A 16079-nucleotide genomic window follows, 5' to 3' on the forward strand; every position below is an offset into this window, starting at 1 on the left:
ACATGGTTAGCAATCGCTGCAAAATGGCGGTGAAAGATGAGTTAAAAAAACTTGGTCTGCACTTTATTGTGGTTGATTTGGGCGAAGTAGAAATCATGGAAACTATTTCTATGTACCAACGCGAACAACTCAAATTGGCCTTGTTGGATTCGGGTCTCGAATTGATGGATGACAAAAGAGCCATGCTTATCGAGAAAATCAAAAATGTAATTATTGAACTAGTTCATCATACCGACGAAAACATTAAAATCAATTTTTCGGACTATTTGCATGAAAAATTAAATCACGACTATACCTATATGTCCAACTTATTTTCTGAGGTACAAGGAACAACCATTGAGCAATTTATAATTTCGCATAAGACAGAAAGAATCAAAGAATTGATTATTTATGGTGAACTCAATATTACCGAAATTGCCTGGAAAATGGGATACAGCAGTGTAGCACATTTATCGAGCCAGTTTAAAAAAGTAACTGGATTATCCCCTACTCACTTTAAACAATTGAAAGATAAAAGGCGAAGTCCTATTGAAGAAATTGGGAATTAATAGATTCTCTTTTTGAAAGCACAACCATAAATATCACAAACAATACCACGCCTCCCAATGCAAGAATCACAATACGCCAGAAGTTTAATAGAAGCCAGTTTAGATCCTTTGGTAACCATAAGTACCGAAGGGAAAATTACGGATATGAACGAGGCGCTGACACATATTACTGGAATATCACGTGAAGAATTGACAGGGACTTACTTTGAAAATTATTTTACAGAGCCTGACAAAGCCCATGATGTCTATCTCGAAGCCTTTGCCAATAATTACGTTTCTGATTCTCCACTTACGCTGCGCCACAAAAACGGTAAACTTACCGAAGTCCTGTTTAATGGTTCTGTATATCGCGACAATCATGGTAATATAAAAGGAGTAGTAATTGTAGCTAGAGATATAGCCGAACAAAAATGGGCCCTTGAATTGAGAAAGGCCAACAAAGAATTAGCCTTTCAAAATGATGAAAAAGAAAAAAGAGCCGATGAATTAGGCATCGCCAATAAAGAATTAGCCTTTCAAAATGAAGAAAAAGAAAAACGAGCTGCTGAATTAGGTATTGCCAACAAGGAATTGGCTTTTCAAAATGATGAAAAAGAAAAAAGAGCCGACGAATTAGGTATTGCCAATAAAGAATTAGCTTTTCAAAACGAAGAAAAAGAAAAACGTGCCGCCGAATTGGGTATTGCCAACAAAGAATTGGCTTTTCAAAATGTTGAAAAAGAAAAACGTGCAGACGAATTGGGCATTGCCAATAAAGAACTAGCTTTTCAAAACGAAGAAAAAGAGAAACGTGCAGACGAATTGGGAATTGCCAATAAAGAACTAGCTTTTCAAAACGAAGAAAAAGAGAAACGAGCAGACGAATTGGGAATTGCCAATAAAGAACTAGCTTTTCAAAACGAAGAAAAAGAAAAACGTGCCGATGAGTTGGGTATTGCCAATAAAGAATTGGCTTTTCAAAACAAAGAAAAAGAAAAAAGAGCTGCAGAGTTGATTATTGCCAATGAAGAACTTGCTTATCAAAATATAGTAAAAGAAAAAAGAGCTGCAGAATTGGTTATTGCCAACAAAGAATTGGCTTTTCAAAATGATGAAAAAGAAAAAAGAGCAGACGAATTATACATTGCCAACAAAGAACTTCTTTTTCAAACGGGCGAAAAAGAAAATAGAGCAGCCGAACTAGTAATTGCCGATTTAGAACTCGAATTTCAAAACAAAGAAAAAGAGAAGCGCGAGATTGCCAACAAAGAATTGGAAGCCCATAGTTATTCCCTTAAATTGGCTTCCCAATACTCGTTGAGTTTGATTGAAGCCAGTCGTGATCCTTTATTTACAATATCCCCCAACGGAAAAATTACGGATACTAATGATGCAACGGTTCGTGTTACAGGAGTTTCGAGAGTACAACTAATAGGTTCTGATTTTATTGATTATTTCACAGAGCCTCAAAAAGCTCGTGATGGGTATAAAAAAGTTTTTTCTAAAGGTTTTGTTGTTGATTACCCACTTACTATAATGGACGGAAAATTTACCGATGTTTTGTTTAACGGTTCGGTTTACAAAGATGATTTAGGAAATGTTGTAGGTGCTGTTGTGGTGGCCAGAGATATTACAGAACAAAAAAGAATTGCAACCGAATTATTGGAAGCAAAAGTCTTTGCAGAATTAGCGACAGCTTTAGCAGAAGTAGCAAAAAGTAAAGCAGAGTCTGCAACACAAATTGCCGAAAATGCGGTAAAAGCAAAACAGCAATTTTTGTCGAATATGAGTCATGAAATTCGGACTCCGATGAATGCTATTATTGGTTTTACAAAAGTGGTCCTAAAAACCGAATTATCTGCCAAGCAAAAAGAATATCTGATGGCAATAAAAATGAGTGGCGATGCATTAATTGTACTTATAAATGATATACTAGATTTGGCAAAAGTAGATGCCGGAAAAATGACTTTCGAGAAAACTCCTTTCAAAATGAAAAAATCATTGTCGTCAATGCTTCATCTATTTGAAACCAAAATTCAAGAAAGAAACTTAAAATTAGTTTCAGATTACGATGATAAAATTCCCGAAGTGTTAGTGGGAGATCCGGTTCGTCTGCATCAAATAATTTTAAATTTAGTTAGTAATGCCGTGAAATTCACGACAGAAGGATTAATCACAGTAAGTGTTCATTTGATGTTTGAAGATGATGAGAAAGTTATAATCGAATTTGCCGTTAATGATACAGGAATTGGCATTTCCGAAGATAAAATAGACCGAATTTTTGAAAATTTCCAACAAGCATCAAGTGGCACTTCTAGATTATATGGAGGAACTGGTCTTGGACTTGCCATTGTAAAACAATTAGTAGAATCACAAGGAGGCAGTATTAGAGTCAAAAGTAAAATAAACAAGTATTCCCGTTTTAGTTTTACTTTACCTTTCTTAAAAACAAAAGAGAATGCAGCTTTAGAAAATGAAATAATGGAATTAGATAATGAAATTAAAGGTGTCAGAGTATTGGTAGTCGAAGATATGGCGCTTAATCAATTATTGATGAAAACGGTATTGGATGATTTTGGATTTGAACGCGATATTGCCGAAAACGGAAAAATTGCCATCGAAAAACTCAAAACAAATCAATACGATATTGTGTTGATGGACTTGCAAATGCCAGAAATGAACGGTTTTGAAGCCACAGAATATATTAGAGAAACATTGAATTTGACCATTCCAATTATTGCTCTAACCGCCGATGTTACTACGGTAGATTTAGAAAAGTGCAAAGCTGTTGGCATGAACGATTACATTGCAAAACCTATTGACGAACGAGTATTGTACAGCAAAATCGTAGGTTTAATTAAAAAACCAGAAATTTTGAAATCAAATAAAAAAGTCAAAACGGAAGTTTCTGAGGTTGAAAAAGTGAAATACACTAATCTAGACTATTTGAACCACCGCACCAAATCAAATCCAAAATTGATGATTGAAATGATTGGACTATATCTCGAACAAACACCTCCTTTGATCGATACTTTAAAACAGAGTTTTGTAAATCAAGATTGGAATTTACTCAATGCGGCTATACACAAAATGATTCCCTCGTTTTCAATTGTGGGAATTCATTCTGATTTTGAAAATATGGCAAAAAAAATTCAGGAATTTGTTGTGATACAGCAACAAAATGATGAAATGGAAAATATGGTATTGAAACTTGAAGATGTTTGCTTGCAAGCTTGTAAAGAATTGGAAATAGAGTTAGTAACATTAAAAAAATCCTTAAAATGAATACCACAACCAAAATAAAACTGTTCTTAGTTGACGATGATGCTTTGTTCCTAAAATCTCTTGAAATAGAATTTCTGGATCACGCCGATTTCGAGATAGAAACCTACTCTACCGGTGAACTTTGCTTGGCTAATTTATCCAATACTCCAGATGTAATTATTTTGGATTATCATCTAGATGGTATTGATTTGAATGCCATAAACGGTATTGACACTTTGGATAAAATAAAAGCATTCAATCCCGAAATTGACGTTATCATGTTGTCTTCTCAAGACAAAATAGAGGTTGCAATTGATTGTATGCACCATCAAGCCTATGATTATGTGGTAAAAAGTGAAACGGCATTTGTTCGTTTGCAAAAAATAATATCATCTCTTTTCGAATTTAGAAAAATGAAAAAAGAACTGAATTGGTATATGGAAAGAATGTAACCATAAAAACTTTAAAAATAGTAATGATGGAAAATAAAGATCCAAACGCAAAAGAAAAAAATTTGCACAGAGCAAATGAAAATGATCCATATACACTATCAGATTATCCTGAAAGTGAAGATATTTATAATCAATTGCACAAAGAATCTGATATAAATCCAGAGGATATTTCGAAAATGAAAGAAATCCTTAAAATCCAACCTGTCGAAAAAAGAAACGAAAAAGATTTTGACGATGATAGAACAGGTGGCGATTTAGACATTCCAGGTATAGATAATCAAGAAGAAATTGGCTTGGGAGATGAAGAAAATGACTATTACAGTTTAGGCGGTGATGAGCACAATGATTTGGAAGAAGACATTCCAGAATAAAAGACAAATTACATAACATTATAAATTATTTAAAATAGAAATTATGAATATCAAAAGAATCTTTGGGGCATTACTTACGGCTTTAGGAATAGGAGGCCTTATATACGATGCGGTTATATTTACTAATACTTCAGGCAGTGACAGAGACATTCGATCCCTAGTTATTTATGGAGTTTTGGGTGCGGTTTTCTTTATTGCAGGAATTAGTTTAATACGAACTACAAAAGACGAATCTTAGATTTGTAAATTGTAATCCAAAAGCTATTTCAAAAAAATAGTTACCAATAAAATAGTACTTTTTCTGATTTGCCAGGTTGGCGCAACGGCATCAAGAACATAGAAGTTTTCCAACCTTCCGTCTATGACCAACGAAAAGGTACACGAGCTTGATACCCGTTAATCAGTAAACAGTATTAATTTTTTGAACATTCATCAGTATTTATTTAGACTGCTGTTTACAAATAATTCACACTCTTTATCTTTAGATCACCCTCAAAAACATACTGCCTTGGAGAACCTGTAGGAATTTCAAAACTGACAATTTCTTTTTGGTCAATCCCTTCCAAATACATAACTAGCGCTCGCAGACTATTGCCGTGTGCTACTATCAAAACATTTCGACCCGATTTGAGTTTTGGTTCTATTTCTTTTTTATAATACGGAACTACTCTGTCATAGGTATCGGCTAGACTTTCGCCATCTGGCGGTCGAATATCATAGCTTCTTCTCCAGATTTCTACTTGTTGAGCACCATATTTATTGGTAACCTCGTCTTTGTTTTGCCCTTGTAAATTTCCATATCTTCTTTCATTTAATGCTTTATCAGCAACAATTGGAATTTTGGTTTGCTGTATAACTTGCAAAATTATTTGCAAAGTTTCCTGAGCTCGTTTAAGCATCGAAGTATAAGCAATGTCATATTTATAATTCTTTAACTTGACACCTGCTTTTTCGGCTTCTTCTTTTCCAAACAATGTGAGTTCCACATCTGTATTTCCTGTAAAACGATTTTCAAAATTATAGGTCGACTGTCCGTGTCTGATAAGTGTCAGAATTGCCATATTTCACTTTTTATTCTATTTTTTTTAAATCCGAAACACTAGAGAATCTAATGAAAAATTCAATACTCTAATGTCCGAAAAATTGTGATGTAATGATGCATAAATAAATTTTATTTTTTTTTATAAATTACTGATTTTAAATTAATTAAAAATAAACAACATCTGTAAATTCTATAATTATTTTCAAAAGTTATGTAACCCAATTTAACTCTCATATTGTCACCTTTGTATTATAACGATTTCAGAATTTGGAAAAAACAGATTAGAAAATCAAAACGGATAATTGTAAAAAAACAAAAAATTATGGAACCACAAATTGGAATCAGCAAACAAAATTTACAAAAAAGCATTGCATTTCTATCTTCAGTTTTGGCAGATGAAATGACATTATACATTAAAATAAGAAAATTTCATTGGAACGTTTCGGGTAATAGTTTTATGGAATTACATAAATTATTCGAAAATCAATACAAACAATTGGAGGCTTCAATTGATGAAATTGCAGAGCGTATCAGTAAATTAGGTGGAAAAACAATTGGTACTATGAAAGAGTTTTCAGAGCTAACAAGGCTTAAAGAAAACCCAAATAAATATCCATCGCAAAAAGATATGATTCTTGAGCTCTTAGAAGATCAAGAAACTGTTATTGTACAATTGAGAAAAGACATAACGGTCTGTGCTGAAGAAAATAACGATGCAGGTTCGGCCGATTTTATGACTGGTTTGATGGAAGATCATGAAACAATGGCTTGGATACTTAGGCGATACTTGAGTTAAAAATAAACCCAAAAAAACTATAAGATGTATAAAGTAGCAAAAGAATTAGTATCTAGTTCCAAAAGTCATTGCAAAGTAGGAAAAATAATTTCTCTCAAAAAAGGGGCAGGAGATTCTTGTGCTATTCAAATTGATTTTAAAACAGAAGCTTTTAAAAAATCGAATGTTCTATTTACAGAAAAAGTAAGAAGTCTTTAGGGTTGATTTCAATATAAAATTTCAAAATTAAAGCTATGTATCATATTTCAATTATATCATCTAGCATACGAACGGGTCGAAAAAGTCATAATGTTGCTGTTTACTTGCAAAAGTATATGACCAAAAACAAATTGGCCACAGTCGGAATATTAGATTTGAAAAGCTATAATTTTCCGATTTTTGAAGAACGATTGCAATTTCAAGAAAAACCTACTGCAGCAACACTTGAGTTTGCAGAGAAAATTAAAGCTTCTGATGGAATCATTATCGTCACTCCTGAATATAATGGTGGTTTCCCTGCAAGTTTAAAAAATGTTATTGACCTCTTGTATGCCGAGTGGGAACATAAACCTATTGGAATTTCTACTGTTTCAGAAGGAGGCTATGCAGGATCTCAAGCTTTGATTTTTTTACAATTTATGCTTTGGAAAATAAAAGCATTTACAATTCCAGCTACATTACCAATTGCAAAAGTACAAGAGGAATTTGATGATTTGGGAAATGCAATTCATAAAGAAGAAACAGATAAGTTAGCTTCTGCTTTTATAAAAGAATTACTTTGGTCCATAAAATTAACTAAAAAAGAGTCTTATCCATCGGATGTGATCAGTTTTTAAAGGAAATAATACCAGTAATTCGAGTGTTTTTTTGTTGGACCTTTTCCGCATAAATACACTCGAATTGATATTTTGGGTAACTCTCACTGATAAATTATCTACATAAAAAGCAAAAAATGACGACATCATCTGCAACCGTTATTAAGAAACTAATTCTATTTTTTCTTGTTTTTGCTGGTCTATATTATGGTCAGGTATTTTTTATGCCATTGGTGATAGGAGGAATTTTGGCAACTTTATTTTTACCTTATTGCAATTGGATGGAAAAACATAAAATTCCAAAAGGATTGGCTGTATTTCTTTGTCTTTTTACATTAGCACTTTTTATTTCGGGCCTAATTGCACTATTAAGTTGGAAAATATCCGATGTAGTAAATGACATTACACTGCTGAAAGAAAAAGCGATAGATACTGTTGACTATATTCAAAAATACATTTTTAACCATTTTAATATTTCAATAGAAGAACAATACAAAATATTGAAAGAGGAAAAACCTTCGTACACGAGTATGATGAAAATGGCATTGAGTTCGCTAGCCACCATCTTGACCAACCTTATTTTGGTTACCGCATATTTCTTGTTTTTATTGTATTATCGTTCGCATATCAAACAATTTATTTTAAAACTTACCGCTATTTCAGAGCAAAAAGCTATGGAATTAATTTTGCATAAAATAGCAAATGTATCGCAACAATATTTGGTAGGATTATCTAAAATGATTGCTTGTTTATGGATTATGTACTATGCCGGCTTTAGTTTTATAGGCTTAGAAAATGCATTCTTTTTTGCCATACTTTGCGGATTTCTAGAAATAATTCCTTTTGTTGGGAACATCACCGGAACGGCACTTACCATTTTGATTGCAGCAATGCATGGAGGAAATCTTGCTCTTTTGGGTGGAATCGTTTTAACTTATGGAATTGTTCAATTTATACAAGGTTGGTTGCTAGAACCATTGATGCTGGGACCTCAAGTAAAAATAAATCCCTTGTTTACAGTTATTGCATTGGTGTTGGGAGAACTTCTTTGGGGAATACCAGGAATTATTTTGGCAATACCACTTACTGCTATGCTAAAAATTATTTGTGATCATGTCGAATCATTAAAAGCGTATGGGTTTTTAATTGGTGAAATTGAAGTCAAAGGATCTAAAAATTTTAGTTTTATAAAAAAAATAAAAAGGTTTGTAGGAATTCATTAAAACCACAAAACATAACTAAATTTCATTATATCTAATGAAACTTTTGCAAATAGAGATCACTTATAATGTTGCATTTTTTCATACGTAAAAAAATGTTTATCAGTATTTTGTAAAATTAAAAAAAGTGTGAATCATATAACTTATTGCAAAAGTTATATAACAACTTAACCAAATTTGTTAATCACCTTTGACATAACTGTTAAATAATCACAAAATGAAAAAATTTATATTATTATGTACCTGCTTAGCATTTACATATTGCTACTGCGCAGAAGCCAAAGGTTTTAAAAGGAGTTTTGAAGTGTTTGATAGTATAGTTTGCTATAATGGAGAATTAGGTATAGAATTTTATAAAATGGATACGTCATTTTATGGAATTGAAAGTTTTACAGCATCACTTATAGAATTAAAAAAAGATACCGATAATGATGGCGTAGCCGATAAAAATGATAAATGCCCAGACACACCAGCAGGTGTTGCAGTAGACAAAACAGGTTGTCCGCTTGACAAAGATATTGATGGAGTTGCTGATTATAAGGATGAATGTCCCGATGTATTTGGTTTAGGAACCTTGAATGGATGTCCAGATAGAGATATTGATGGTATTGCTGATGCTAAAGATCGTTGTCCTGATGTTGCAGGAACTCAAGCTTTAATGGGATGTCCTGATGTTGATAATGATGGTGTAGCAGATATTGATGATAAATGTGAAAATACAACTGCAGGATTCAAAGTAGATGCAACCGGATGTCCTTTTGACAATGATAAAGATGGTTTGGCCAATGAAATGGATTTGTGCCCTGATGCATTTGGACCATTGGCTTTAAAAGGCTGTCCAGATTCTGATGGTGATGGTGTTACTGATGATAAAGACCGTTGTCCGACCGAAAAAGGAAATATTGCGGACAAAGGTTGTCCTATAATTAACCCTGCAGATGCAAAAAAAATAACGGATATAGCTGGTAAACTTTTTTTTGAAAATGATAGCGCTACCTTAAAATTTTCTTCTTACCAGCAACTCGATTATTTGGTTGCTATTTTAAACCGTTACAATGGAACCAATATACAAATTGAAGGATATACAGACAGTAATGCCACAAAAGAATACAACATCGACTTATCTCGTGAACGAGCTGTTTCTGTAAAAACTTATTTGATGAACAAAGGTATCGCTGGTGAAAGATTGTTTGCTGTAGGATTTGGAGATGCTAAACCAATTGAAAGTAACAAAACAGCTTCTGGTAGAGCCAAAAACAGAAGGGTCGAATTGAAAACATCTTATTAGAAAAAGTAAATTAATTGGTTGTTAGTTCTCTTTAAAGGAGAGGTTGTTGCAAAAACAACCTCTCCTTTTTTTTTCTAAAATCGAAAAAATATCTCAACAATTTTTAGCATAAAAACTAATTTACTTTTTTCTTTTGTATTTGTAAATCTCAGTATTTAAAAGCAATAAGGTGTGAATGATACAACTATTAACAAAAGTTTTGTAACTCTTAAACTCCATTTGTTAATGACCTTTGACTAAATAATTTAACAAAAAACAAAATGAAAAAATTACTATTCTTATGTACGTGCTTAGCATTTACATTTGTTACGAATGCACAAACCGAAGATCGAAAATGGAATATTGGAATATTTGGAGGTGCAACACAGTATAATGGAGATTTGGGTAACGATTTTTATAAAACAGACATGACGTTTTATGGAGTTGCCGGTCTATCGGTTTCGAGATATTTAGGAAAATATTTTGATTTGAACATGGCGGCAAGCAAAGGAACAGTTGCCTACAACCGAGATAATGGTTATTTCAACAGTGAGTTTTCATCACTTGCCCTGAATTTAAAAATCAATTTTTTAAACCCAGATTACATCGTTAGACCTTATGTCTTTGGTGGATTAGGAGCTATGCTTTTTGACAAAAAATTTGATGTTAACAGCAAAAAAATTGACTATCTTTTGCCAACCGCAGGGGGTGGATTGACTTTTAGACTGAGCCCAGTGGTAGTACTTAATTTGCAAGAGACTTTTATGTTTACAGATGGTGATGACAGAGATGGAGTCACTGGAGGAAGCAAGGACGCCTTCTTAACGCATACTTTGGGTTTGTCCTTTAACTTAGGAGAAAAAAAAGATGCCGATAAAGATGGTGTTTCAGATAGAAATGACAAATGCCCGGATACACCAGCAGGTGTAGCAGTAGACAAAAACGGTTGTCCTCTTGACAAAGACAATGATGGTGTTGCAGATTATCAAGACGAATGTCCAGATGTGGCAGGTTCTCCAGCCCTAAATGGTTGTCCAGATAGAGACAAAGATGGTGTAGCTGATGCAAAAGACCGTTGTCCTGATCTTGCTGGTCCAGTAGCCTTAAAAGGTTGTCCAGATTCTGATAACGATGGTGTTGCAGACATTGATGATAAATGTCCAAATACCATAGCAGGCTATAAAGTTGACGCTTCAGGATGTCCTTTGGATAATGACAAAGATGGAGTAGTAAATAATGAGGATCGTTGTCCTGATGTTGCTGGACCAGTAGCTCTAAAAGGTTGTCCAGATACCGATGGTGATGGTGTTGCCGATATTGATGACCGTTGCCCTACCGTAAAAGGAACAATTGCAAACAAAGGATGTCCAGACATATCTCCACAAGATGTGAAAAGAATTGCTTATATAGCTGGTAAAATTTTCTTCGAAAATGCAAGTGCGAAGTTAAAAGGTTCTTCATTTGTTGAACTAAATGAGTTAGTTCTAATCTTAAACCGTTACAGCGGAACCAATTTGCTAATTGAAGGCCACACTGATAGTAATGGTAGTGATACATACAATTTGAATTTATCTCAAGAACGTATGGAATCTGTAAAAAAATATCTGGAAAGCCAAGGTATTAACAGTACTAGATTGACAGCAATAGGTTATGGCGAAAGCAAACCAATCGCAAATAACAAAACGTCATTGGGTCGTGCCAAAAACAGAAGAGTTGAATTGAAAACAACATACTAAAGAGTTTATTTAATTGGTTTTGATACTCTTTTGAGAAAGAGGTTGTTGCAAAACGACCTCTTTTTTTTTGACTATTGAATTTTAAATTACTGACTCTGGAGTGCCGAAAACATTGATTTTTTTTTTAAACTCAAAACTGTAAATTGTGTAAGTAAAGGATAAAATATTGTAACCCAGTTTGGAACTATAATTCGACCTTTACACAACAAGGAGATACAGAAAATTTAAAATAAAAAATATTCTGAAAGAATATTCAAATGAAAGTAGACATATAAAAAATATAGGTAAATGGTTTGGGTGAAGGGGGGCTGTCGGAAACGACAGCCCTTTTTTTGTGTTTTTATTTGGCACAGGTATAAACTTATTTAGAACACATTAATAAAAATAGTTTTAAAAAAAAAACTGTAACTATCTGAATTTCTGTAAATAATGTAAATTATTCAAAAAGTATTGCAACATTTTTAAGCTTTATAAATTGACCTTTATAGATGTAATTTTTATTAAAAAAAATAAAATACAATACCATGGTGACATTAAAAAAAGAAGGAGTTCTTATTCAAAAAACAGCTCTGGTTTTTGAGAACGAAGGGGTTCTAAATCCAGCTGCAATTAAAGAAGGTGATTATGTTCATCTTTTTTACAGAGCTGTAAGTACAGGTAATTACTCCAGTATTGGATATTGTAAATTGAAAGGGCCTTTAACTGTAAAACACCGTGATCAGGCTCCAATTCTTGTATCCGAATTTGATTATGAATCCCATGGTGTTGAAGATCCCAGAATTGTAAAAATAGAAGACACCTATTATCTATCCTATACTGCCTTTGATGGTGTAAATGCTCTGGGAGCAATGGCAACATCAACCGATTTGGTGCGGTGGAACAAGAAAGGAATAATTGTCCCTCAAATTACCTACGATGAATTTGATGCCATTACAACAAACAATAAAAAAGTAAATGAAAAATACTTTCGCTACAACAATCACGAAGCTGTAACCGAAATACTAGATGAAAAAGTATTGATGTGGGACAAAAACATCATTTTATTTCCAAGAAAAATTGATGATAAATTTGTTTTTCTGCATCGTATTAAACCTGACATTCAAATTGTTGTTTCTGTAAAAAATTTAGAGGAACTGAATTCTCAATTTTGGGCAAACTACTTTACCCATTTTGATGAATGTATTGTAATGAAACCCAAATACGAACATGAAGCCAGTTATATTGGTGGAGGATGCCCCCCTGTCGAAACAAAACTTGGTTGGCTCATTATTTATCATGGTGTCCAGGATACCATAAAAGGATATGTTTATTCTGCTTGTGCAGCTCTATTGGATCTAAAAAACCCCATGAAGGAGATTGCCCGATTGCCCTATCCCCTTTTTAAACCCGAATTAATATGGGAATTAAAAGGCGAAGTCAATAATGTGTGTTTTCCTAGCGGAACCGCCTTATTTGATGACACTCTTTACATCTATTATGGAGCTGCCGATGAACGTATAGGAACTGCCTCTGTGAGTATAACTGAATTATTAAATGAACTAATGCTTAATACTGTTAAAAATGAGAAATAGAATCACCACCCAAAACCCAAATATCTTATCAGCCGGAATATTAAAAACGGAGTTTAATGCTCCTGTTTCCAATCATTTAATTTCTGATACAGCAATAAAACTGCCTGAAATATTGTTTATCACCACTTACCCTCCAAGAGAATGTGGCATTGCAACTTATTCTCAGGATTTGATTAAATCTCTAAATAATAAATTTAAAAATTCGTTTAAAATAAAAATTTGTGCTTTAGAATCAGATACAGAGAAACATCATTATAACGAATCTATAAAATACATTCTCAATACCGATCAACCAAATGGCTTCTATGATTTGTCGGAGAAAATTAACGCCAATAATTCAATTCAGATGGTATTGTTGCAACATGAATTTGGGCTTTTTAGAAAAAATGAAGCCAATTTTATACAGTTTTTATATAAAATTAAAAAACCTATAATTATTGTATTTCACACAGTATTAAAAAATCCTGACAATTCATTTAAAGTAAACGTGCAAGTAATAGCACAGCTCGCACACTCTATAATTGTAATGACTAATTCTTCAGCCAAGATTTTGAAAGACGACTATGGAGTTGATCCAGAAAAAATATCTGTAATTGCCCATGGAACACATCTAGTACCTCATTCTGACAAAGAATTTTTAAAAGAAAAATATAATTTATCCGAAAAAAAAGTGCTCTCAACTTTTGGTTTATTGGGTTCTGGAAAAAGTATCGAAACAACGCTTGATGCCATGCCCAACATTATCAAAGAAAACAAAGATGTTTTGTTTTTAATAATTGGAAAAACACATCCATCAATAGTAAAAGTTGAAGGTGAAAAATACAGAACAATGCTCGAAGCAAAAATTAAAACCTTACAATTACAGAACCATGTTTTGTTTATCAATACTTTTTTACCGCTACCCCAGCTTTTAGACTTTTTGCAACTGACAGATATCTATTTGTTTACTTCAAAAGATCCGAATCAAGCCGTGAGCGGAACATTTTCATATGCCATAAGTTGTGGTTGCCCCATTATCTCCACTCCTATTCCGCATGCTAGCGAAGTGTTGAGTGATGGTGCAGGTATTATAATTGATTTTGGAAATTCAGAACAACTAGCCAAAGAAGTCAATCATTTACTTAAAGACAACCATTTAAGAAAAAATATAAGTTCAAAAGGATTGCATAAGATCGCACCAACTGCATGGGAAAACTCGGCAATTGCTCATGCGCTTTTATTTGAAAAAACCGGTAATAAAAATTTTAATTTGAACTATAAAATTCCAGAAATCAATTTAGATCACATCAAAAAATTGACTACCGATTTTGGGATGATTCAGTTTTCAGTTATCAATAAACCCGATCTAGAATCTGGTTATACTATAGATGACAATGCGCGTGCCATGGTGGCAATGTGCGAACATTTTGAATTAAATAAAGACAAAACCGATTTAGATTTAATCAAAATATACTTAAATTTTATAACAAATTGTTTGCAAGACAATGGCTCGTTTTTAAATTATGTTGATGAGGATGGTGATTTTACCAATCAAAATAACGAAACCAATCTAGAAGATTCTAATGGAAGAGCCATTTGGGCTTTGGGCTATTTAATTTCTTTAGCTTCAATTTTGCCTATAGAAATAGTCGAAAAAGCAAAAATGACTTTGCAAAAGACTACAGTTAATTTACATAAAATTCATTCGACTCGTGCCATGGCATTTATTATAAAAGGGCTCTATTATGCCAATATAAAAGAGAAATCGCCTCAAAATACAGCAATAATAAAAAAACTAGCCAATAGAATACTTCAAATGTACAAACACGAATCAAATCCCAATTGGACTTGGTTTGAAAGTTACTTGACTTACGGCAACAGTATTTTGCCCGAAGCGATGCTTTGTGCATTTTTAAGTACAGGAAATGCAACTTATAAAGCGGTTGCTAAAACGTCATTTGACTTTCTTTTGAGTAAAATTTTCTTAGGCGATAGCATTAAAGTCATATCAAATAAAGGGTGGTTACTCAAAGAAAACGCAACTAAAAGTCGAGAAATTGGAGGCGAACAGCCCATTGATGTTGCCTATACTATTTTGGCTTTAAGCAAATTTTCTATAGCCTTCAAAGATGAGGAATACACCAGAAAAATAAAAATAGCATTCAACTGGTTTTTGGGTAATAATCATCTACATCAAATCATTTATAATCCTTGTACAGGTGGATGTTATGACGGATTGGAAGACACATATGTCAATTTAAATCAAGGAGCAGAATCTACCGTAAGTTATTTAATGGCTCGATTATGCATCGAAAAAAACAGTAGACACTCTTTTAAATTACATGCTACAAATGAAGCAGAAAAAGAATTCTATTTGAAATTAAGTCGCAAAAAAACATTGGTTTAATATGTGAATAATATAAAATTTATATAAAGTTTTGAAACAAATTTTGATTCTACATCATTCACCTTTGCTCGTTGAGTTTTTTACATTTTTAGAAACAATATTAACTTCATTTTAAACCAAATCAAATGGATAGGACAAAATCAATAGATGCCTTAAATAACTTAATCAGCATCAATAATAATCGATTTGAAAGTTACGCAAAAGCTTCAAGACAAACGGATGAATCAGATTTGATAATGCTTTTTATTGAATTTCAAGAAAAAAGTAAAAAATGCAAAACAGAACTAGTTTCTGAAGTTCATAAATTGGGAGGAAAACCAATAAATGATTCAAGTATTTCTCTTCCTTTTATGCAAGTTTGGATAAAAATAAAGTCAAAATTTAAAAGTAATGACAGAGAAGATATTCTTAATCGTTGCGAGCATGACGATGATATTACTATAAAAACATACAAAAATGTTTTAAGTGAAAATTCAGAAAATTTAACAGAAATACAGCAAAACATGTTGACAGCCCAACATCAATCCATAAAAATAGACCATGACATTTTAAAAGATCTTGGAAATGTATTGGTTTCTTGTAGAAAATTCACCTTAGATACTTAATATTTTTTTTGATTCGGTATCTACTTAATTCTCTGTTCAAATCCATAT

At 32.8% G+C, this 16079-nt stretch carries 15 protein-coding genes; 14 read left to right on the plus strand and 1 reads right to left on the minus strand.

From position 1 onward, the window contains the following. Positions 1-2 precede the first annotated feature (2 nt). Genes OLM57_RS13790 through OLM57_RS13810 form a run of 5 tightly spaced genes read left to right on the plus strand, consistent with a single transcriptional unit; the run spans position 3 to position 4852 of the window. Entirely contained in the window at positions 3-548 is a 546-nt protein-coding gene (locus OLM57_RS13790) for a helix-turn-helix domain-containing protein (RefSeq protein WP_264566912.1), read from the plus strand. A 57-nt stretch (positions 549-605) separates the two neighbouring features. Next, a complete protein-coding gene (locus tag OLM57_RS13795; RefSeq protein ID WP_264564270.1) occupies positions 606-3812 on the plus strand; it encodes a PAS domain S-box protein in 3207 nt (1068 codons plus the stop codon). Then, positions 3809-4243, plus strand: a complete 435-nt coding sequence (locus OLM57_RS13800; RefSeq protein ID WP_264564271.1) for a response regulator — start codon at positions 3809-3811, stop codon at positions 4241-4243. Before OLM57_RS13795 ends, OLM57_RS13800 begins: the two co-directional genes overlap by 4 nt. Positions 4244-4266: 23 nt before the next feature. Continuing rightward, positions 4267-4614: a hypothetical protein gene (locus OLM57_RS13805; RefSeq protein WP_264564272.1), complete on the plus strand. Its 348-nt coding sequence runs from the start codon at positions 4267-4269 to the stop codon at positions 4612-4614. Between the two features lie 43 nt (positions 4615-4657). Then, positions 4658-4852: a hypothetical protein gene (locus OLM57_RS13810; RefSeq protein ID WP_264564273.1), complete on the plus strand. Its 195-nt coding sequence runs from the start codon at positions 4658-4660 to the stop codon at positions 4850-4852. A 217-nt stretch (positions 4853-5069) separates the two neighbouring features. Here OLM57_RS13810 and OLM57_RS13815 read toward each other — a convergent pair whose 3' ends face one another. Next, on the minus strand, positions 5070-5675 hold the full coding sequence (locus tag OLM57_RS13815; RefSeq protein ID WP_264564274.1) for a 2,3-bisphosphoglycerate-dependent phosphoglycerate mutase: 606 nt from the start codon (positions 5673-5675) through the stop codon (positions 5070-5072). Positions 5676-5978: 303 nt separating this feature from the next. Here OLM57_RS13815 and OLM57_RS13820 point away from each other — a divergent pair, with 303 nt between their 5' ends. From OLM57_RS13820 to OLM57_RS13875, 9 genes are all read left to right on the plus strand, one after another. Continuing rightward, positions 5979-6452 carry a Dps family protein gene (locus OLM57_RS13820; RefSeq protein ID WP_264564275.1) on the plus strand — a complete coding sequence of 158 codons (474 nt, stop codon included), beginning with the start codon at positions 5979-5981 and terminating at the stop codon, positions 6450-6452. A 24-nt stretch (positions 6453-6476) separates the two neighbouring features. Next, a complete protein-coding gene (locus tag OLM57_RS13825) occupies positions 6477-6650 on the plus strand; it encodes a hypothetical protein (RefSeq protein WP_264564276.1) in 174 nt (57 codons plus the stop codon). A 35-nt stretch (positions 6651-6685) separates the two neighbouring features. After that, complete coding sequence (locus OLM57_RS13830) at positions 6686-7267, plus strand: NADPH-dependent FMN reductase (RefSeq protein ID WP_264564277.1); 582 nt, start codon at positions 6686-6688, stop codon at positions 7265-7267. A 116-nt stretch (positions 7268-7383) separates the two neighbouring features. Beyond that, complete coding sequence (locus OLM57_RS13835) at positions 7384-8469, plus strand: AI-2E family transporter (protein WP_264564278.1); 1086 nt, start codon at positions 7384-7386, stop codon at positions 8467-8469. A gap of 214 nt (positions 8470-8683) precedes the next feature. Continuing rightward, positions 8684-9754: an OmpA family protein gene (locus tag OLM57_RS18690; protein ID WP_319800250.1), complete on the plus strand. Its 1071-nt coding sequence runs from the start codon at positions 8684-8686 to the stop codon at positions 9752-9754. A 260-nt stretch (positions 9755-10014) separates the two neighbouring features. After that, positions 10015-11469, plus strand: a complete 1455-nt coding sequence (locus tag OLM57_RS18695) for an OmpA family protein (protein WP_319800251.1) — start codon at positions 10015-10017, stop codon at positions 11467-11469. Between the two features lie 524 nt (positions 11470-11993). Next, complete coding sequence (locus tag OLM57_RS13865) at positions 11994-13040, plus strand: pesticidal protein Cry7Aa (protein ID WP_264564279.1); 1047 nt, start codon at positions 11994-11996, stop codon at positions 13038-13040. Further along, positions 13030-15426, plus strand: coding sequence for a glycosyltransferase (locus tag OLM57_RS13870; RefSeq protein WP_264564280.1), 2397 nt, complete (start codon positions 13030-13032; stop codon positions 15424-15426). The genes OLM57_RS13865 and OLM57_RS13870 overlap by 11 nt, the downstream gene beginning before the upstream one ends. Before the next feature lie 125 nt (positions 15427-15551). Then, on the plus strand, positions 15552-16031 hold the full coding sequence (locus tag OLM57_RS13875) for a PA2169 family four-helix-bundle protein (protein WP_264564281.1): 480 nt from the start codon (positions 15552-15554) through the stop codon (positions 16029-16031). Positions 16032-16079: the final 48 nt, after the last annotated feature.

It is taken from the genome of Flavobacterium sp. N3904 (assembly GCF_025947305.1).
In the GTDB taxonomy this organism is placed as follows: domain Bacteria; phylum Bacteroidota; class Bacteroidia; order Flavobacteriales; family Flavobacteriaceae; genus Flavobacterium.